Origin of the sequence: Lacrimispora indolis DSM 755, assembly GCF_000526995.1 — a bacterium.
GTDB lineage: Bacteria > Bacillota > Clostridia > Lachnospirales > Lachnospiraceae > Lacrimispora > Lacrimispora indolis.
In genome coordinates this window covers 1,687,276-1,707,214 of the sequence record NZ_AZUI01000001.1, presented here as the reverse complement: position 1 = coordinate 1,707,214, position 19,939 = coordinate 1,687,276, and the positions used below count along the sequence as shown (strand labels likewise).

15 protein-coding genes and 2 pseudogenes are annotated in these 19,939 nt (G+C 46.3%); 13 read left to right on the top strand and 4 right to left on the bottom strand.

Going from position 1 to position 19,939, the window contains the following annotated elements:
- The first annotated feature begins 7 nt into the window (after positions 1 to 7).
- Entirely contained in the window at positions 8 to 1,120 is a 1,113-nt protein-coding gene (locus tag K401_RS0108150; RefSeq protein WP_024292489.1) for a CobW family GTP-binding protein, read from the top strand.
- A gap of 478 nt (positions 1,121 to 1,598) precedes the next feature.
- On the opposite strand, the gene K401_RS0108140 is transcribed toward K401_RS0108150, so the two are convergent.
- Positions 1,599 to 2,108, bottom strand: coding sequence for a QueT transporter family protein (locus K401_RS0108140; protein ID WP_024292487.1), 510 nt, complete (start codon positions 2,106 to 2,108; stop codon positions 1,599 to 1,601).
- Positions 2,109 to 2,615: 507 nt separating this feature from the next.
- Here K401_RS0108140 and K401_RS0108130 point away from each other — a divergent pair.
- From K401_RS0108130 to K401_RS0108115, 4 genes are all read left to right on the top strand, one after another.
- Positions 2,616 to 3,500 carry a hypothetical protein gene (locus tag K401_RS0108130; RefSeq protein ID WP_024292486.1) on the top strand — a complete coding sequence of 295 codons (885 nt, stop codon included), beginning with the start codon at positions 2,616 to 2,618 and terminating at the stop codon, positions 3,498 to 3,500.
- A gap of 197 nt (positions 3,501 to 3,697) precedes the next feature.
- Positions 3,698 to 5,077 (top strand): UDP-N-acetylmuramate--L-alanine ligase, encoded by a 1,380-nt coding sequence (gene murC / locus K401_RS0108125; RefSeq protein WP_024292485.1) that lies wholly within the window; start codon positions 3,698 to 3,700, stop codon positions 5,075 to 5,077.
- Between the two features lie 410 nt (positions 5,078 to 5,487).
- A complete protein-coding gene (locus tag K401_RS0108120) occupies positions 5,488 to 6,531 on the top strand; it encodes a DnaD domain protein (RefSeq protein WP_024292484.1) in 1,044 nt (347 codons plus the stop codon).
- A 36-nt stretch (positions 6,532 to 6,567) separates the two neighbouring features.
- Positions 6,568 to 7,563: an ATP-binding protein gene (locus K401_RS0108115; RefSeq protein ID WP_024292483.1), complete on the top strand. Its 996-nt coding sequence runs from the start codon at positions 6,568 to 6,570 to the stop codon at positions 7,561 to 7,563.
- 84 nt (positions 7,564 to 7,647) lie between these two features.
- Here K401_RS0108115 and K401_RS0108110 read toward each other — a convergent pair whose 3' ends face one another.
- Complete coding sequence (locus K401_RS0108110) at positions 7,648 to 9,321, bottom strand: S8 family peptidase (protein WP_024292482.1); 1,674 nt, start codon at positions 9,319 to 9,321, stop codon at positions 7,648 to 7,650.
- A 236-nt stretch (positions 9,322 to 9,557) separates the two neighbouring features.
- Between K401_RS0108110 and K401_RS0108105 the strand changes: the two genes are divergently transcribed.
- From K401_RS0108105 to ltrA, 3 genes are all read left to right on the top strand, one after another.
- The gene (locus K401_RS0108105; RefSeq protein ID WP_024292481.1) at positions 9,558 to 10,736 is read left to right on the top strand and encodes a ribose-phosphate pyrophosphokinase; all 1,179 of its coding nucleotides are present in this window, start codon (positions 9,558 to 9,560) and stop codon (positions 10,734 to 10,736) included.
- A gap of 10 nt (positions 10,737 to 10,746) precedes the next feature.
- Complete coding sequence (gene brnQ / locus K401_RS0108100; RefSeq protein ID WP_024292480.1) at positions 10,747 to 12,054, top strand: branched-chain amino acid transport system II carrier protein; 1,308 nt, start codon at positions 10,747 to 10,749, stop codon at positions 12,052 to 12,054.
- Positions 12,055 to 12,480: 426 nt separating this feature from the next.
- On the top strand, positions 12,481 to 13,428 hold the full coding sequence (gene ltrA, locus K401_RS0108095) for a group II intron reverse transcriptase/maturase (protein WP_029700685.1): 948 nt from the start codon (positions 12,481 to 12,483) through the stop codon (positions 13,426 to 13,428).
- 2 nt (positions 13,429 to 13,430) lie between these two features.
- On the opposite strand, the gene K401_RS0108090 is transcribed toward ltrA, so the two are convergent.
- Positions 13,431 to 13,625, bottom strand: coding sequence for a hypothetical protein (locus tag K401_RS0108090; protein WP_024292478.1), 195 nt, complete (start codon positions 13,623 to 13,625; stop codon positions 13,431 to 13,433).
- Positions 13,626 to 13,666: 41 nt separating this feature from the next.
- Positions 13,667 to 14,275: pseudogene (locus K401_RS31130) on the bottom strand (transposase); the annotation flags it as partial.
- A 376-nt stretch (positions 14,276 to 14,651) separates the two neighbouring features.
- Between K401_RS31130 and K401_RS31125 the strand changes: the two are divergent.
- The 5 genes and pseudogenes from K401_RS31125 to K401_RS0108055 all read left to right on the top strand — a co-directional run.
- Positions 14,652 to 15,158, top strand: a pseudogene (locus tag K401_RS31125) (M15 family metallopeptidase); the annotation flags it as partial.
- A gap of 454 nt (positions 15,159 to 15,612) precedes the next feature.
- Positions 15,613 to 16,938, top strand: coding sequence for an extracellular solute-binding protein (locus K401_RS0108070; RefSeq protein ID WP_166435259.1), 1,326 nt, complete (start codon positions 15,613 to 15,615; stop codon positions 16,936 to 16,938).
- A 26-nt stretch (positions 16,939 to 16,964) separates the two neighbouring features.
- On the top strand, positions 16,965 to 17,849 hold the full coding sequence (locus K401_RS0108065) for a carbohydrate ABC transporter permease (RefSeq protein ID WP_024292475.1): 885 nt from the start codon (positions 16,965 to 16,967) through the stop codon (positions 17,847 to 17,849).
- Positions 17,846 to 18,670: a carbohydrate ABC transporter permease gene (locus K401_RS0108060; RefSeq protein WP_024292474.1), complete on the top strand. Its 825-nt coding sequence runs from the start codon at positions 17,846 to 17,848 to the stop codon at positions 18,668 to 18,670. Before K401_RS0108065 ends, K401_RS0108060 begins: the two co-directional genes overlap by 4 nt.
- A 2-nt stretch (positions 18,671 to 18,672) precedes the next feature.
- Positions 18,673 to 19,794: an enolase C-terminal domain-like protein gene (locus K401_RS0108055; RefSeq protein ID WP_024292473.1), complete on the top strand. Its 1,122-nt coding sequence runs from the start codon at positions 18,673 to 18,675 to the stop codon at positions 19,792 to 19,794.
- The last annotated feature ends 145 nt before the right edge of the window (positions 19,795 to 19,939 follow it).

Below are 19,939 nucleotides of genomic sequence, written 5' to 3'. Positions count from 1 at the left end.
AGAAAAGATGAAAAAAATACCGGTTACTTTATTGGCCGGATACCTGGGGGCAGGGAAAACGACCCTGCTGAATCATATTTTAAATGATCCTATGGGATTTAAAATTGCCCTGATTGTCAATGATTTAGGCGCAGTAAATGTGGATGCCAGGCTGCTTAAGAACAATGGGATCCGGTATAAAAAGGACCAGCTGCTGGAACTGACCAATGGCTGCATCTGCTGCAGCCTCCGGGAAGATTTTATTCACGGAATTGAGGGCCTGGCACTGGACGGCAGATTTGATTATATACTGGTGGAAGCTTCAGGGGTCAGCAGTCCGGCTAATATAGCAGATGCTTTTGAAGAGGAAGGCAGTGAATTTCCGGCCAGGCTGGATTCCATTGTTACCGTGGCAGATACAAACCGGATTTACACGGAATTCATGGATGAGTTTAAGGAGTACGCAGCATCGGATCATGGCAACGGCCAGGAAGAAGAACAGGACATTATTAATCTTGTGATGGAGCAGATTGAATACAGCAACATCATTATTCTTAATAAATGTGACTTACTGACAGAAATGCAGGTGGAGAAGGCTGCAGAGCTGATTCTCAGCCTGGCACCGGAAACCGAGATCATAAAAACATCTAACGGCCGCGTGGATTCCGGCATCATATTTAACCGTAAGCTGTATGACTATGAGAAAATGAATCAGGCGTCTGTTCTCTCCAGGGCATGGTCAATGGGAGAAAACAGTGACTATGAACCGGATTATGGAATAAAAGCTTTCTGCTATAAACGGAGGAAACCATTTGATGAGCAGAAATTCGATGCATGGATAAAGAATCATTACCCCAAAGAGATCATTCGCGCCAAGGGATATCTGTGGTTTGCGGGGGATGAAGACCATGGAGTTTTATTTGAACAGGCCGGTAACAGCATTGCCATCACTCCGGGAGCCAGGTGGATTGTGTCTTATCCGGAAAACGAGAGAGAGGAACTGCTGGAGGAATATCCGGAACTGCTGGAAGGCTGGGATGAGAAGGACGGGGACAGGGAAAATCAGGTTGTTTTTATTGGAAGAAATATAGATATAGAGTCTCTGAACCAGGTACTGGATTCTTTCTTAAAGAATCCTTGACAGCAGGCAAATAGCGTTTTCTATAAAGTCCGAGAAATGGGCAATAGAAAACCACCCTTGTATACCTGGTAGGTTGAAAGGGTGGAGTTTTCTATCGTTTTGACGGCCAACCCCCTGTATTGGGGCGGTTGTTCCTTATGTAATTTTACTATAGCATATCTGGCAGCAGGATTCAAGGAAAATATATATTGTCCACACTATATATGGCAGACGGTATATAGCTGCCGGAACTGCATTCTTATTCAGATCGTTCTGATTCCACGCACATATCAATAGCCTTTTTGATGTAACCGTTTACCGATTCGCCTATAGAGACAGCGGTTGCAGCAATCTCTTCATACTTTTCCCTTTGGACGTCAAGAGAAATACGTATTAATTTTTCTTTTGTGTATTGCAAGTTATATTCAGTTTTGTTTTTGTTATCTATTCCTTCACTGTGTTTTACTCTCAGATACATGGATCTGCGGTCAATCAAAGATTATTCTTTATCTGACAGAAAACGCCCGAATATTACATGCTTGTAATTGTTTAAAAAACTAAGCAGGATGTTTCCAAGGACCCCAATGGCAAGGATTTCCCCTATACCCACTGTAATCATGGCGTACCAGATGATATCCTCTGAGCCATAGGCATACCGGAGGACCCATGGGATGATGATGGTATTTGCCAAAATCGGGGGAACGCATACCAGCCACCTGTTTTTCCGAAGCTTATAGGAACCAATCGCTCCGATGAGGGTCGCAAGGCTGCCGAAAATCACATCCAGGGTGGCTGCTCCGCACAATAAATTAGACAGGAAACATCCGATAAACAATCCGGGAATCGCCGCCGGGGTAAAAAATGGAAGAACACAGAGCATCTCTGAGATCCTGAACTGGATGGGACCAAAGCTGACAGGTGCAAAAATCATGGTCAGCACAGTGTAGACTGCGGCAATCACCGCTGAAAAGACCATAAAATAGGTCTTCTCTGAATTTTTGTAATGCATATTCATTTCTCCTTTAGTTTTGTTTTAGGTGTGGAAGGTCTCGAACACACCGGTCTTTACCTGCAGACGTTCCTGAAGATGTAGAAAAATCAAGGGGTCTGCGACCTTATTGCAGAAAAAAGTGTATCACAAAATACATGAAAAGGCAAGCAGTGCCAAGAAAAAGCCCCAAATGATAAAATATCATCTCGCCCCTTTATCCATTTATCCCACAAATGCCTTTGATATTGATATCATTTCCTCCGCTTTCGCATTCCAACTCTGAGATCCTCTGCCCCGAAAATTTCCATCTAAGTGCCTTCACTCTCATAATACCAGCCTACCCTTTTTCTTATTTTTCCTGCACGGTAAATAACATTAATAGACAAGATCCTTTGTCCAATATCATAAAATTAAGGGGAGGGTTACAATCAATATATAAAATTTACACAAAAATACCGGATGTAACCAAAATGTAACCGCCTTGGTTTATAATAACATCATAACAAAAGGATAATGGTGACAATTATGATAAAAGGAAAAGTCAGTGTGGTTCGGGGAACCGACCGATATATTACCATTGCAGTGGATGAATGCGATGATTGCGGCATTAAGGGAATTATGTTTCATTGGGATGATCCTAAAGGAATCCAATTCAGCAGTATGCTGGAGATGATTTTAAATATGGACAGAGTACTTGATTCCATGAGTTGTCCAAAACAGACATTTCAAATGCGTCATTTTCAGGGAACTAATCCTTCTGATCTTGTGACTCGGATCAGTGAGGAGAAGGAACGGCAGGGAAAACGGAATACATTTCGTATATACGTACGGTATCGTTACCATGCCAGCTGGCAGGGGTTGATCGCCTGGGACGAAGGAGATCAGCAGGAGCCGTTTGAAAGTACGCTTCAGATGATTCTTATCATGAACCGAATGCTGAAGGGATATTCCCAGGCGGGACAGGAAGGGGAAACATTGAATTCCTTCCATGTCGCCATTGATGCTTATGATTCCGGAAGGATTGTGGGAAATTACCAGAATATCTCTGCAGACCTTACAGAACAGCATGATATTCCGGCTGATTTAGCAGGAACCCTGGGGAACTTTATGGAAATCAGAGCCTTAAAGGAAAAATTTTCAAAATACGGCCTGGATTACAGCCGCCTGATTTCCAATGAGGTTTGCTCCATATGCAGAAGAGGTGGACAAAAGGCAACCTTTTCCATTAAGATCATGTTTCGTGAGCATTCTACGTGGCAGGGCATTATTTACTGGCGGGAAGGCAGGGTGGAGCAGTCCTTCAGGAGTTTCAAGGAAATGCTTTATTTAATGGTATCTGCAGTAGGGACATTACCGGCAAGAGGCGAACGTTATGAGGAAGAGGTGACGCCCATTGCCTTAGGGTTATAAGAACTGTGTCATAAAGTGCACTTTACAGGACATAAAATCTGTAAGGTGCATTTTTTTGATTATAATTCTAGTGTAGATTTTCTCGGTGCTTTCTTATATAATAAAAAGGAAAGCAGTTGCCTTTACGGAAGAAAAGCTGTAAAAGTAAAGGAAGACATTAATTATTACATAAAACAAAAATTAAGGATGGAAAAAGCATGTATCAAATTGATTTTCATAAACCAGAGGCAATTCATTTTATTGGAATAGGCGGAATCAGCATGAGCGGTCTGGCAGAAATTCTCATTGACGAAGGATTTACCGTAACAGGATCAGATTCCCAGGAGTCGGAGCTGACACGCCATTTAGAGACAAAGGGTGCGGTCATCGCATATGGCCAGAGGGCGGAGAATATTAAAGAAGGAATTGACGTGGTTGTGTATACGGCAGCTGTCCATCCGGATAATCCGGAATTTGCTGAGGCCAAAGAAAAAGGACTTCCCATACTCAGCCGTGCAGAGCTTCTTGGACAGATGATGAAAAACTATGAAAACTCCATAGCCGTATCCGGAACCCATGGAAAGACTACCACAACCTCCATGATAACGGAGATCCTTTTGGCAGCCGAAGCAGACCCTACCATATCGGTGGGCGGAATCTTAAATTCCATTGGCGGCAATATCCGGGTGGGAGGTCCAAGGCTGTTTGTAACGGAGGCCTGTGAATATACCAATAGCTTTCTGTCCTTTTTCCCCACAATGGAAGTGATCCTGAACATAGAGGCGGATCATCTTGATTTCTTTAAAGATATTAAGGATATCCGCCATTCCTTCCGCCTTTTCGCCGAAAAGCTTCCTCAAAACGGAACCCTGGTGATCAACAATGACATTGAGAGCAGAGAAGAGATCACAGAGGGACTGCCATGTAACGTGATCACCTTTGGCAAGAGGCCGGGAAGCAGATATCAGGCAGAAGCCATACGTTTTGATGAACTGGCAAGAGCAACGTTTGATTTAAAGGTGGACGGAAATGTTGTGGATACCGTGACACTTGGCGTTCCGGGAGAGCATAATGTGTATAATTCCCTGGCAGCAGCGGCAGTCTGTACAGAACTGGGAATTGACTTAGAGCTGATTAAAAAAGGGCTAAAGCGTTTTACCGGGACCAACCGGCGTTTTGAGAAAAAAGGAGAGCTGTCCGGCATTACCATCATTGATGATTATGCCCACCATCCCCAGGAGATCAAGGCGACCCTGGAAACGGCAAAGCACTATCCTCACAAAAAGCTGTGGGTGGCGTTCCAGCCCCATACTTATACCAGGACAAAAGCATTTCTGGAGGAATTTGCAGAGGCCCTGTCTCTGGCTGATGAGGTGATCCTGGCAGATATCTATGCGGCCCGGGAAGCGGATAATTTGGGAATCAGCTCCGGGGATATTGCGGAGAGGATAGAAAAAAGAGGGGTAAAAGCCCACTATTTTTCATCCTTTGATGAGATCGAAACATTTATTTTAGAAAATTGTATACACGGTGATTTGTTGATAACTATGGGGGCCGGAGATATAGTAAAAGTGGGAGAAAAGCTTTTAGGCTTATAGTTATCCACATTATCCACATAGTTTTCAACATTTTATGTTAAGAAACTATGTGGATTTTTTAATTTACATAATTTATAATCTTACAATTTATAAAATCTCGGTTTTATCAGCAAATCGACACGATTCGGAGGAGAAATCCTATTTATGTATACCTGGTTTCCACATTATCCACAATATCCACAATTCATTTAGTGGATAACTGCGGCTATTTCCTTTTGCTGAGAGTTGTGGTAAGATATCCACGAAAGCAATGAGCAGTGCGAAAAAGAACACGAAGAAATTTTTCGTCGTGCCTGCACGTAAGAAAATTTCTTCGTGTTCTTTTTCATAGGGCGAATGCCCGTGAGCCTGCTGATCCTGCGGGTCAGCAGGCTCCCACTGCGGACCAGTGGTACGAAAAAAGCGAGGTTATGGCAGTGAATATTAAGAGCAGTTTCAAGATAAACGTAACGGTAATATCCAATGAGTTCATTGACGAATACATGGCTGCGGCCAATGGAGAATACATAAAGGAATATTTATATTTGCTGCGCCATGAAGGGGAAGAAATCACCGTTTCCATGATAGCAGATGCATTAAACCATACAGAAGCGGATGTGACCCGTGCCATATCTTACTGGAAGAACGCCGGGGTCCTTAAAGAGATTCCTTCTATAAATCAGGCAGCATCTCCCGCGGTATCTGAGACAGCCTGTTCCGGAGTCAGCCCGGAGGAACCAAAAAAGCCCGGGACAACCGGCCGCCGGATGGTCTATTCGCCTGAGAAAATCACCAGTCTTGCCGGAGATGAAGATTTTTCCCAGCTCCTTTATATTGCACAGAAATATATGAATAAGGTGTTCACCCAAAGAGAGTGTGAGGTATTCGCCTACCTTTATGACGGGCTCCACATGCCCGCAGAGCTGTTGGAATATGTGGTGGAGTACTGTGTCCAGGGCGGCCACAGCAGCATCCGTTATATTGAAACAGTGGCAATCAGCTGGCATGAAAAGGGATTTAAGACCATAGAGGATGCCAAGAGCTATGCTCTTACCTTTACAAAGGATTCCTTTGCTGTTATGAAGGCTTTTGGATTAAATGACAGGAAACCGGGAGACTTGGAAAGGGATTTTATGGACAGGTGGTTCCGCTCCTATGGATTTACCAGGGAGCTGGTGGTTGAAGCCTGCAACCGGACCCTGGCAGCCACCCATACGCCCAGCTTCCAGTACGCAGACAAAATACTGGAGGGCTGGAAAAAGTCAGGTGCACGTTCCATGGAAGAGGTCAGAAAACTGGATGAGCAGTATGCGGACCGTGTGAAGAGCGGGGAACAAAAAGCTGGAAAGAGCGGAGAATATAAGCAGTCTCAGACCTCAAAGGGCAGAAAGGGACAGAACCAGTTTCAGAATTTCCCTCAAAGAGAGATTGATTATGATGCCCTTGTATTAAAGCAGCTGACGGAACGGCAGTAGTTTTTACATAAGACACCAGGAGGAATGGAGGTAATTATGGCGCTGAGCAATTCACAGTACGATGCCATCATGCGGGCATATGGACAGCAGCAGTTTAAGAACCGGCATGAGCAGGAAGAGAGGATTGCGGAAGTATATCGTAAAATTCCGGTTATTAAGGAGCTTGATGATTTCATCAGCACCAGTGCGGTGACCAGTGCCCGCAGGCTTCTTGACGGTGACAAGGGGGCTCTTAAGGCCCTTAGAAATGAAATCGCAGACTTGAGAGAGCAGAAAAGCGTGCTTTTAAAGGCAGCCGGTTTTCCTGCAGATTACATGGAGATGCGGTACCGCTGTCAGGATTGTCAGGATACCGGGTATGCAGACGGGGTAAAATGCCACTGCTTCCGCCAGTTTGAAATGAAATATCTTTACGCCCAGTCGAACATTGAACAGATCATTGCGGTAGAAAATTTCAACACATTTTCTTATGCATATTTTGATGATACAAGAGTGGTTCCGGTCCTTAACCGGACCGTCAGACAGTATATGGGACAGGTTGTGGAGACCTGTAAAAGCTTTGTAAAGGGATTTGCCGCAGACCATGGGAACCTGCTGTTTACAGGCCCTACGGGGGTCGGTAAGACGTTCCTGACCAACTGTATTGCAAAGGAACTGATCGACCGGTATTATTCCGTAATATACTTATCTGCCAATGACTTATTTGAGGTGTTTTCCAAGAACCGGTTTGATTACCAGGATGAAGAGGACATGAAGGGGATGTACCAGTATATACTGGATTGTGATCTTCTGATCATTGATGATTTGGGAACGGAGCTTAATAACAGCTTTACATCTTCAGAATTGTTTTATTGCATCAATGAACGGCTTAATTCTTCAAAATCAACCATTATTTCCACCAATCATCCCATCAATGAGCTGAGGGACCGGTATACGGAGCGTGTAACTTCCCGGCTGATCAGCCGTTATACGGTGATTCCTCTTTATGGAGATGACATTCGCATCAGAAAAAAAGAAAAACGTATTGAGTAATTAAAATCCAGGAAGCCTTTGTACGATAAGGCTCCTGGATTTTCAGTTTTCTGTGTTGGCTCAGTTTGACTGTAAGGGCAGCTTTTAAAGGCTGGCGAGCCGTTGAAAAAGTCTGTTCACGTCCACCTGACCATATCCCCATATGTTATTGGGATAAATGAATGTATCGCTGCGGGTCGCCCCGCTCACTAAGAGGCGGTTGACATTATTTCCGGTCATTCTGGGATAATTTTCCCTGACAATGGCCCATTCAAATACCATGGCAACAATTCCAGCAGCGTGGGCTGCCGCGGCGCCCGTACCTGTTACAGATCCGTACATGTTTCCGGGGACAGCACAGGTAAGCTGGTAGCCCGGCGCAGCCAGGTCAGGCTTGATCTCACCGGTCCTTGTATAGCCTCTGCCGGACTCCGGCAGGATGCTGTTATTCATGTCGTTGTAAGCGGCAACCGTCAGCTGATGCCTTCCGTTTCCGGGAGCGGTCAGGGTGGTATCAGGATTTGAATTAAGGAAATACGTCTCTCTTGAGATTAAGTCTCCGGAAGGCAGCCAGGAATGGAAAGCAAAGGGTTCATTTTCAATGTTTTGCACACGCAGGTACCAGATGCCGGGGAGGAGATTGTTAAAACGCAAAAGGATGAGCTGGTCTCCGTTTTCCTCCTCAAATATGATATTGTTGACGTAGATGGTGGTCTGGTTAAATATGAAGCTGAACCTTCTGCATTGATTGAAGGAGGGGAAAACAGGCTGGGTAGATTCCCGGTTTGGAGAAGAGATATCAATGGAAAGCCTGGCAGGGGCATATGACCAGATTTCCATGGAAAACATTGTGTCACTGCTCCCGACTCTCAGTTCAAAATCATTGTAGAAAGGGGCTCCGGTATTGGCATTAAAATAGTGTCTCTGACTGTTTCCTTCATTGCCGCCGGAAACGCATACCCCGATTCCAGGCAGCAATGTAAGGTAATCAATGTAGCTGTCCAAAGAACCTCTTCCGTCATGGCCTCCCTGGTTGCTTCCCAGGGCAATGCACACCACAAGGGGGCGTCTTAACCGTTCGGAAATCATAAAAGCATACCGGATTCCCAGTATGATATCGGATTCCTGATAGCAGAGGGCATTTTCAGGAACAAAAAATATACTTTTTAAATTTTGTTTTGCTTCTTTCAGCTTTACGATCACAAGATCGGCCTGGGGCACTACTCCGCTGAAGAATTGGGCTTCATCCGGGGTACCGGCCAGAACACTGGCAATGGCGGTTCCGTGTCCAATGGTATCCGTTGTGGGGACAAGAGATAAAGGGTCCTCTGAGCTTAATGCCTCATTGATTTGCTCCCTGGTGTATTCGGAACCGAATGTAAAGGTTTCCGGAGGCGTACCGGTTTGTACCGTCTGGTCCCACATGGAGAGGATGCGTGAGGTTCCGTCATTATACTTAAAAGCCGGATGCCGGTAGTCAATTCCGGTATCAATGACAGCCACCAGGACCCCGCTGCCAAACAGGGCCAGATAAGGGTTCCTCTGAACAGTTGAGATGCCGGACTTTTCCAGACTGGTGGTGGAGGTAAGCGTATAAAGTGTCGGGAAATTGTTGTAGGGATGGCGGCCTAAATCACAGGGGTCCACGGTGGTGACAGGAATGTGCAGAAGAGAATCCCTTATATCCAAATAGGTAATATTATTTCCGGTATCATAGGAAGGAGCCAGGGTATTGCTTATAATCAGGTCATAATAATTATTATCTAAAATTTTGGGCAAGATTTATCCTCCCTGCTTTTAATAGTACATAATACATTTTATGCAAAGAAATATCGAATATGAGAATCTCCTGAAGCCTTGGCTTCAAACGTAAGAAATTAGCGGTTGCAACAAATGGAGGCAACGATTACAATGAAATTAAGAGTCCTAATTGCATCGATTAACTTGACTATTTCCGCGCATAATGTTATAAAAGAACCGTTGCATTGTATTAGGATACGTTGGAGGAGAGAAGAATGCTTTACGAAGAAAAGACGATAGAAACCATTCCCGTGGGTCCGCTGGGTTTGATACCGTTAAAAAGCTGCAAAGAGTTGGGAGATAAGGTCAATGATTATCTGGTGTCCTGGAGACAGGAGCGGGAAAGCGAGCACAAGTCTACCATCGCTTTTTCAGGCTATCAGCGGGATTCCTATATTATAGGAGCCAGCACCCCAAGGTTTGGAACCGGTGAGGCAAAGGGCACCCTGCAGGAATCTGTTCGCGGTGATGACCTTTATTTTATGGTAGATGTATGTAATTACAGCCTTACCTATTCCCTATGCGGAATGACCAACCATATGTCCCCTGATGACCACTTCCAGGATTTGAAGCGTCTCATTGCAGCATCGGCAGGAAAGGCCCGCCGCATTAATGTGATCATGCCTTTCTTATACGAGAGCAGGCAGCATAAGAGATCCAGCAGAGAATCCTTAGACTGCGCGCTGGCGCTTCGGGAACTGGTGAACATGGGCGTTGAGAACATCATCACCTTTGATGCTCATGACCCTAGAGTGCAGAATGCGATTCCATTAAAGGGCTTCGAGACCGTTCAGCCCATTTACCAGTTTATCAAATACCTTCTGAGGGAAGAGAAGGAACTGGATATTGACAGCGAACATATGATGGTCATCAGCCCGGATGAAGGCGGAATGGGACGTGCTGTATTCTTTGCCAATGTCCTTGGCCTTGATATGGGTATGTTCTATAAACGCAGGGATTACACCCAGATCATTAACGGCCGCAATCCCATTGTTGCCCATGAATTTCTGGGAACCAGCGTAGAGGGTAAGGATGTGATCATTGTTGACGATATGATTTCCTCCGGCGAAAGTATGTTGGATGTAGCCAAGGAGCTTAAGAGAAGAAAGGCCAGGAAAGTATTTGTTTGCTCCACCTTTGGACTCTTTACCAACGGCCTTGCAAAGTTTGATGAATATTATGAGAATGGATTTATTGACAGGATCCTCACGACCAACCTGGTATATCAGACCCCTGATCTTTTATCCAGGCCGTATTATATCAATGTGGATATGAGTAAATACATTGCGCTGATCGTAGATAACTTAAATCACGATGCCTCCTTAAGCGAGCTTTTAAATCCGACTACCAGAATTAACCGGCTTTTGGAGCGCTACCGTGCAGGTGACAGATAAAGCGGGACATATGGAAAAATTATCGAAACAGAAGCTGGTCTTAGTGGGCCTTACACTTTTCTCCATGTTTTTCGGGGCGGGAAATCTTATTTTTCCGCCCTATTTGGGTGCATCCGCGGGAGTCAATACCTGGATCGCAATGGCCGGTTTTGCGGTAACGGCCATTGGGTTTCCGGTTCTTGGCGTGGTCGCTGTGGCCCGGTCCGGCGGTCTTGGTAAGCTGGCCGGCCGTGTTCATCCCGGATTTGCATTTGTTTTTACACTGCTTATTTATTTATCCATAGGGCCGTGTCTTGCCATTCCAAGAACTGCCAGCACCTCCTTTGAGATGGCGGTAGTCCCCTTTTTAAAAGAAGAGAGTACAGGAGCCCTTGCTCAGCTCCTTTATTCCGCCTTTTTCTTTTCCATTGCCTTTGCCGTATCCTTAAAGCCGGACAAGTTGACGGACAGGCTGGGGAAAATACTGACTCCGTGCCTGCTGGTCTTGATAGTGGTGATATTTGCGGGCTGCATGGTCCATCCGGCAGGCCCTTACGGGGTTCCGGCAAAGAGCTATGGGTCCAATCCCTTTGTAAAGGGATTTCTTGAAGGGTACCTGACCATGGATACCATTGCCGCCCTGAATTTTGGGATCATTATCTCCTTAAATGTTCGGGCAATGGGGATCAAACAGGAGGCTTCTGTGGTCAGAGAGACCATTCAGGCAGGTTTTATCGCAGGAGGGATACTTCTTCTGGTATATAGCGCTCTGGCCCACGTAGGGGCCGTTACAGGCGGCACATTGGGGTCTGGGGAAAACGGTGCCCAGACCTTAAACCAGGCGGTACGTTTTTTATATGGGAATGCAGGGCTTATGATGCTGGCCGTCATTTTCTTTATAGCCTGTTTAAATACCTGCATCGGCCTTATCAGCTGCTGCAGCAGGTATTTCAGCACCATTATACCGAAAGTGGGCTATCGTGCCTGGGCCTTCCTTTTTGCTCTGGTAAGCCTGATAATCTCCAATATCGGCCTTAATAAGATCCTGGAAGTCTCTGTTCCGGTGTTAAATGCCATCTATCCGGTAGCCATTGTTCTCATTTTACTGTCCTTTGGTTTCCGGGATGAAAGGAAGTGGAAGGCGGTTTACATCTGCTCCATCAGCCTTACCGGAATTGCCAGTGTGCTTTTATCACTGGAACAGGCAGGCCTTGGCTTTTTAAATGCGGGTCTTTCCAGGCTTCCTCTTTATGATATGGGACTTGGCTGGATCGGGCCGGCAATGGCAGGAATTGCTGCCGGAGCTTTAATTGGAATTGCTGGGAATAAGAATCCATAGAAAATTGGAATTGTCAGGGAAATAGGAACCATTAAGAGAATAAGAGCATATAGAAAAAGACTGTCATGGAGGGCATAGACCCGGCATAACAGTCTTTTTATCGTATAGGGCGTGTCCAGCGAAGCTGGATCACACCAGCCGGTGCAAGTCCGGTCACGGTAATTACTAGTGAGCCGTGTAGCTAAATCCGGTGCGTTGCAGTAATGCAGGGTGCTAAGCGGATGGATAACATATCTCTTTTTTGATATGGCAATCATGCAGACCGTAACGTAAAGTGAATTCTGCCGTGTCGTAAGTAAAACTGCTCCAAAAAAGGAGGAGAGATGGGGAGGTTGAGCCTTGCCTATTGTGGCGAAAACCAAGGAAGATGGGAAGAGACTGGAAAAGCACCATTGATAATCCTCCGGCATATGGGAATCGGTATGTATGAAGGGTGTGGTCCGGAACTGGAGAGACCCTACCTGTCACCGTAAGGTAAAGATGAGATGTATAAGTGAGAACGAAGTAGTACTCATGACAGGAGGGAGCCAGAGACCATTGGGAATCCCCACAGTCAAGGACAGAATCGTCCAAATGGCGGTAAAGATAGCAATAGAACCGGTATTCGAAGCCGATTTCAAAGACTGTTCCTACGGATTCAGACCCAAAAGGGATGCCAGACAGGCATTGGAGACAGTGAGAAAGGCTTGCAACAACAAAGGATACTACGTGGTGGACGCAGATATTGAAAAGTTCTTTGATCAGGTGAATCAGGAGAAGCTGATGATACTGATAGAACAGAGGATATGGGACAGAGGGATATTAAAGCTGATCAGACAATGGTTAAAGGCAGGAATACTGTATGGAAATGTACTGGAAATCAGTGAATTGGGGACAAGTCAGGGAGGAGTTATATCACCGTTACTGGCGAATATCTACTTAAATGCATTTGATGGCTGGTGGGAAAGAAACGGGAGTAAACATGAGAAGCTGGTCAGGTATGCAGATGATAGTGTGATTATCTGTAAAAACAAGAAAAGCGCAGACTATGCGATGAACCTGTTGAAATACATCATGTGGAAGCTGGATTTAACCTTACACCCGACCAAAACCAAAACGGTATGTTTATGGGGAGGAAAAGAAGGCTTTGATTATCTGGGAATGCATAACAGAAGATTCAGCAAAATCAGAAAAGAAGGAAATCCATATGGGGAACTGACCCAGTATCCAAGTAAGAAAGCCATGAAAAAGATAAAGGAAACAGTGAAAGAGAATGTCAACCAAAGATATCTGTTGGTCAGAACGGAGGAAGACTTGATAAGAATAATAAATCCTAAAGTCATAGGGTGGCGTGATTACTACAGAACCAAAACAGATGGAAAACAGACGGTTTAGAATTAGAAGATATAAAACCCTTCTTCTCCTAAATCGTCATCTTCAAGGTCATCGAATTCATGAAGAAAGCAATCCATATCGAGAAGGTCATCATCACTCATATCGCGAACTTCGTCACATGTCATACCTTCCGGTGAATTTTGTAAGTAGTGTTCCCGTAGCTCCTTTGCAAGCTCTTCTTCTGTTATCCGTTTCATTGTAACCTACCCCCGTACTTGTCTAAGATATCATGATTGTATCATGAAAACGGAAGGTATGAAAGAAATAAAAGAAGAGCGGGGGAACGGCACAGATGCTTACGCATTGCCTTTTCGTATAATTCATGCAAAGGAACAGGTCTATGATTAAAATATAACTTAAGGAAGAGCATGACATTTCTACAGATGGAACATTTTAGGGGATCGTATCCAAATGAGTGAAGGCTGGAATCCCGCCAGCGGTTGAAAGAGAGATATAGTTTATGTTTTTCTTTTAAAATAGCCCTGCGAAGACGCTTGTCAGAACTGCGATGTTTGGCATAAATGCCGTAGTAACGAATCATTTTAAAATGTTTTTCCGGTATGTGCTGAGTCAGGCGCGCAATAAATTCAAGAGCAGGAAGAGTTTCAATCATGAGTTGATCATCTTCATGGCGGTTGTAATGGAAGGTAACGGAATCGCCGTCGTAAGAATCAATTCTGGAAGTGGCGATGACGGGTCTGCCCAGGTAACGTCCAATGCGTAAATGGAGTTCATTAAGCAAGGCTGTCTGAAAAGAATCCCGAAGGAGTTTATAATTGAAATGTTTTACATGCTGCCACAGGAGAGAATTACCAACCCCACCTTCAGAAATAAGACAATGGCGATGCTGAACAGAAATAACCTTAAAAGACATGGAAGTAGTCCTGTCAATGATGGGCCAGGGGAGCTGAAGTGTCGAAGACACTTTTTTTCAGCTACAGACAAACTATAGGCTGGCTACAGGGGAAACACAGATGACCACAAGTTGAGGCGTCATATACGGCGGGGGAATCGGTATCAAAAAGGCCGCTTGTCTTATGCGTGTGCTTTTTTGCTCTGGCAGCTGCCGTTGGTTTGCTCTGGAACAGTCAGCTTCCAGTGCGCAATACAAATTCCTTGCTTGAATAACCTCTGTTTATTGAGAGCAGCGCCGGAGGGGAGTCTCATGAAATGGTTGAAGACGCAATGAAAGAAGCTGTGGATAAAGCGGAATAAAGCCCCTTATCCCCTCCGGGTGCGACGTAGAACTAAAACGGCTGTCCGGCGGAAAATCCGTTGATATCCGGATTTACCCTGCTCTCCAAAGAATGTTTGATGCCGCAAGGGAGGATGGCATTTATCCGATTGCCTTGTCCGGATACAGAACGGCGGAAAGAGAGCAAAAAATCATGGATGAAAAAATCGAAGTATATAAGGCGGAGGGGTATTCCCATGCAGAGGCCCGGAAGGAGGAGGCTTGGGTGGCCGTTCTGGGAACAAGTGAACATCAGCTTGGAATTGCGGTGGACATTAATGGGGACGGGATTCATTCTTCTGGAACAGAGGTTTACAAGTGGCTGAATGAAAACAGCTATCGCTTTGGTTTTATCCGCCGCTGTCCGCCCGATAAAACAGAACTCACAGGAGTCAACAACGAGCCGTGGCATTACCGCTATGACGGCATTTCGGCTGCCACGGAAATGAAGCACCAAAACCTTTGCCTTGAAGAATACCTGAATCCAGAAAAATGAGAAAAGGAGGAGGTTCATTTCGTAAGAATAAAATATATATTGACCATCCCATTTAGATGCCGGGAGAGCGGTTTGTAGCATTTCAATGGAACTGCATATACCCAGAGAACATTTTGAAATGTAAAAATGGTAAAACTGCCCGCCGGTAATCACCTTCTCCCGGACCCGCCAGAGCTATGCCAGGCTGATCTGAATTAATACGATTCGGTTACTCAACCTTATTTAAACATAAAAAATGTATAAATAAAAAGCACAAACCAAATATTGAATATAATTAATATAATAATATCCGAATAAATAGAGATAAAACATACAAAATCACTAAAACAAACAATATATATGTTGACTTGAGAAGTACCGTACTGTATAATGCATATAAAAGAATATAAGAAACAGCCGGCAGAAAATTCTTTTAAAGAAACTATAGACGCAGAACTATAAAATGGAGGAGAGAATGATGAATAAGAGAATGTTGCAAATATTCGGTATTGGTTTATTCGCGGCGCTGACAGTGAGCGGCTGCGGCACAGCCGGTGGTCAGACGGCATCTGGAGATAAGACACAGGAACAGGCTGCCCAGTCCGTAGATGCGGCTGGTGATTCGGGGGCGCTCACCTTCTGGTCGCTGTTTACCGGTGGAGATGGGGAATTTATGGATGACATTATTGCGGAATACAATCAGACTTCCCCGGCACAGGAGGTAAAGTCTATCACAATGGTGTGGGATGACTATTATACGAAGCTCCAGACGTCTGTTGCGGCGGACAAGGGGCCGGATATCGGGGTGTCCCACGTTTCCAGGATTCCGGAGCTGGCTGAACTGGGCGTCATTGATCCGATTGATGATTATATCGAACAGCTGGGAATAAAACCGGAGGACATTTACATACAGACCGAGCTTGAGAGCGTGACCTACAACGGACAGATCTATGCGATTCCTCTCGATATGCACGGCGAGATTTTCTGCTTCAATTCCGGTCTGGTGAAGGAGGCCGGAATCACGCTTAACGAGGCCGGTAAGCTTGAGATCAACAGTAAGGAGGAGATGAAGGCGGTTTTAGACCAGCTGAAGGCGGTTGTGCCGGAGGGCGGGTCGACGATCGCTTTCCCGAATCAGGGGACACAGCCCTACCGAGTATGGTACTCCTTCTACAATCAGCTGGGCGGCGCACCGGTTCTGAGTGAGGACGGAACACAGCTTACCTGGGATAAGGACAAGGCGCTGGAGGCTCTCATCTATCTGGATTCTCTTTATAAGGACGGATACATTACTCCGGGAATTGATGATTTCCAGGGATTGTTCGAATCCGGCAAGGCGGGGCTTCTGATCAACGGCACTGTGGCGGTGGCCAACTTGGAACGCCTCGACAGCTTTAACTGGGAAGTTCAGGCATTTCCTGCGGTCTTTGGAAATGGAGCATGTTATGTAAATTCACACTCTCTGATTCTTCCGCATAACGAAGAGCGGTCCGAGACAGAGTCCCTGGAAGCCGTAAAGTTCATGCAGTACGCGGCTGCCGACGGCGCCTACATCTGGACCGGCTCAGGCAATATTCCGGCCAACCAGGCGATTCTCAACAGCGATGAGTACGAAAAGGTTCCGCACAGGAGCGATTATAAGGCGATGGCGGAGGAGGGCGTCTACCTGTTCAAGTCGTTAAACTATTCATCCATTGAAAATGGAATCATTGAAGTGTTTAACAAGGTGTGGCTGGGAGATTTAACTCCGGAGGCTGCGATCGATGAGGCGGAGACGGTACTCAAAGACAACCTTTCCTGACTGCCATAGGAAAGGGGGGGATAATAGTGGCTCGGAACAGAAAAACAACAATAGCGGCAATTGCATTCATTCTGCCATTTATATCGGTTTACACGGTCTTTACCATCTGGCCGGTAATACAGGGCATTTATGTAAGTTTTTTCAAATGGACGCTCTCGGGAAAACAGAAATTTGTCGGCCTGCAGAATTTCAGGAAGCTTCTGACCGACCAGAATTTTATTCAGTCTCTGGGAAATACGTTCAAATTCGTCATTATTACCGCCCCTGTGGTAGTGGTATTCGCGCTGATTCTGGCGCTTCTGGCCAACAGGGAGTGGAGAGGGCGGCGTTTTTTGCGGGTGGCATATTACATACCGAGTATTCTGTCTGTTTCCGTGGCCTCCTTTATGGCAAAATACATCCTGATGCCCTACAGCGGTTTCATCAGCGATTTTCTGCACACATTCCATCTGATGAATCCGGGTACCGAGATCCAGTGGCTGCAGGACAAAGTGCTGGTGTGGTTTTCCGTCGTCGGAATGACGGCCTGGTGGACCGTGGGATTCAGTATGCTGATCTATTTAGCCGCGCTGCAGGAGATTGACGCTGCGGTCATGGAAGCGGCCTCCATCGACGGGGCATCCCCGTGGAAGAAGTTGATCTACATCACGCTGCCGCTCTTAAAACCGACCACGCTGATGATCGGGCTGCTGCAGGTGATCTCATGCTTTAAGATTTTCGGACAGGTCTATATGATGACGGGGGGCGGCCCTGCGTCCAGCACAAGAACGATCATACAGTATATTTATGAGACGGCATTTGAAAAAAATAATATGGGGTACGGGGCCGCCATGTCGTACGTCCTCTTCTTTATTATTGCGACACTGTCGGCGCTCCAGCTGAAACATTCAGGGAAGGGGGGAGATAAATGAAGAAAAATACAATTCCCAGGGCGATTATTTCTATCCTTTCGGTCTTGCTTGCGCTGTCTATGCTGATGCCGCTTATCTGGTCCTTCTTCGTATCCTTGCAGCGGGAGGGAAAAGCCATCAAAAACGTGTGGGACTGGTTTGCGCCGCCCTATATCGTGACCAATTATGTGGATGTATTTTTAAAGAGCAATGTGCTCCTGTGGCTGAGAAACAGTGTGATCGTATCGGTTATAGCGACAGGCGGCTGCGTTATCATGACCGCGATGGCGGCCTACGCGGTGGCACTTCTCGATTTTAAAGGAAGGGATCTCGTTTTCTTCTACCTGATCCTGGGCGTCATGGTACCCGGCCAGGCCACGATCGTGCCGCTCTTTATTACGGCAAACAAGCTACGCCTGATCGATACGTACCAGGGCCTGATCCTGCCGCTTCTTGTAAATTCCATGAATTTCATTATCCTGACGACCTTTATGAAGGGGCTCCCAAAGGAACTGATCGAGGCGGCCCGAATGGACGGCGCGGGAGTTGTAACCATCTTTTTCAGGATTGTATTTCCATTGGTAAAATCGGCGCTGTCGACGATCTGCATTTTTTCCTTTGTCGGCAGCTGGAACGACTACTTATGGCCTCTGCTTTGCTCCATGAGCGAGACGATTTTTACGCTGCCTATCGGAATTCCGACGCTTGCGGGGACGTACTCCGTGGATTTTGTGAAGCCGATGACGGCAAATATGGTAGCGAGTATACCGATCGTCATTTTATATTTAATATTTGAAAAGAAAATAGTACAAGGAATCACCATGACTGGTGTGAAGGGGTAAAAATGGAACAGGACAGATATAACAGCGAGTTAGACAACCATGTGATTACAGACGTAAAATTCAAACAATTTCGGGCGAGATATCCGCGGCTGCACGGCAAGAACGCCAGGCTTGGGATTCACGGCTTTGGCGGGACGGTTAAGCTGGCTCAGATCTTTACCGACAAAGGGGCGAGCGGCTGGGGTGCATACGAGGGGGAACACGGTTCCGGAGGATTGGTGACCGGAAGACGGGTGAGCGAAGTCTTCCGCGCCGATTACGGGATTCTGGATCCTGCCTGCAAGACCTTCGATATCGCACTCCACGATCTGGCGGGCAATATTTTGGGAATCCCGGTGTACCAGATGATTCGCGGGGACGCGGAAGGCCGGGCCAATGTCTATGACGGCGCAATCTATATGAATGATCTGATTCCCGACGAGAAGCCGGCCGGTGTGGAAGCGATCCTGGGAGACTGTCAGTATGACTACGATCTGGGATATCGAACATTTAAGATCAAAATAGGGAGGTCGTACCAGTGGATGGAACATGAGGAGGGACTGAAGCGGGATATCGAGGTAGTGCGGAGAATCCATGAGAAATTCCCCACGGTTCGTCTGATGGTGGACGCCAACGACGGCTATACATACGACGACTGTATCCGGTTCCTGGAAGGGATCGGGGATTGCCCCCTGGTGTGGTTTGAGGAACCGTTCCGGGAGGAAAAGGAGCTGTGCAGTCGCTTAAAGACGTATTTTAAATACAACCGTCCGATGACATGGCTGGCTGACGGAGAGTCATACACCGATATCGATTTGCTGTATCGGCTGTCCGAGGAGGGGTGCCTGGATGTATGGCAGCCGGACATTCTCAGCTATGGGTTTACCGCCTGGAGAAATCTGATGAAGGATATTTCGGCGAAAGGGTATCTGGTCTCTCCCCATTCCTGGGGACTGGTGGTGAAAACGTGCTATTGTTCGCACTTGGCCGCCGCTTACCCCCACCATATCCCGTGTGTGGAGGCGGTGCTTGGGGAGTCCGAAGGGGTGGATTATTCCGGTTACCGTATGACGGAGGGAGTGCTCACGCTGCCCAAGGAATCCGGGTTTGGCATCCGGCTGCTGTGGGCGGAAGAGTGTGAATGAGCATTGGGCTGGTGCGGGTGGAGGAGTGTGGATCATTTTCCACCGGGCCGGTGGTTCTGTGCAGCCGTAATTTCTGCAATTAGTGCTTGCATCTCCCAGGGATAAAATGGTAAATTGTATACAGAGAATTGTTTTTACTGCTGAA

What these genes read in the sequence shown, in the direction of transcription:
- K401_RS0108115 (WP_024292483.1), top strand. Translation starts at nt 6,568, where the DNA reads ATGGCGCTGAGCAATTCACAGTACGATGCCATCATGCGGGCATATGGA.
- murC (WP_024292485.1), top strand. Translation starts at nt 3,698, where the DNA reads ATGTATCAAATTGATTTTCATAAACCAGAGGCAATTCATTTTATTGGA.
- K401_RS0108060 (WP_024292474.1), top strand. Translation starts at nt 17,846, where the DNA reads ATGAAGAAAAATACAATTCCCAGGGCGATTATTTCTATCCTTTCGGTC.
- K401_RS0108090 (WP_024292478.1), bottom strand. Translation starts at nt 13,625, where the DNA reads ATGAAACGGATAACAGAAGAAGAGCTTGCAAAGGAGCTACGGGAACAC.
- K401_RS0108105 (WP_024292481.1), top strand. Translation starts at nt 9,558, where the DNA reads ATGCTTTACGAAGAAAAGACGATAGAAACCATTCCCGTGGGTCCGCTG.
- K401_RS0108070 (WP_166435259.1), top strand. Translation starts at nt 15,613, where the DNA reads ATGATGAATAAGAGAATGTTGCAAATATTCGGTATTGGTTTATTCGCG.
- K401_RS0108120 (WP_024292484.1), top strand. Translation starts at nt 5,488, where the DNA reads ATGGCAGTGAATATTAAGAGCAGTTTCAAGATAAACGTAACGGTAATA.
- brnQ (WP_024292480.1), top strand. Translation starts at nt 10,747, where the DNA reads ATGGAAAAATTATCGAAACAGAAGCTGGTCTTAGTGGGCCTTACACTT.
- K401_RS0108140 (WP_024292487.1), bottom strand. Translation starts at nt 2,108, where the DNA reads ATGCATTACAAAAATTCAGAGAAGACCTATTTTATGGTCTTTTCAGCG.
- ltrA (WP_029700685.1), top strand. Translation starts at nt 12,481, where the DNA reads ATGAAGGGTGTGGTCCGGAACTGGAGAGACCCTACCTGTCACCGTAAG.
- K401_RS0108150 (WP_024292489.1), top strand. Translation starts at nt 8, where the DNA reads ATGAAAAAAATACCGGTTACTTTATTGGCCGGATACCTGGGGGCAGGG.
- K401_RS0108130 (WP_024292486.1), top strand. Translation starts at nt 2,616, where the DNA reads ATGATAAAAGGAAAAGTCAGTGTGGTTCGGGGAACCGACCGATATATT.
- K401_RS0108055 (WP_024292473.1), top strand. Translation starts at nt 18,673, where the DNA reads ATGGAACAGGACAGATATAACAGCGAGTTAGACAACCATGTGATTACA.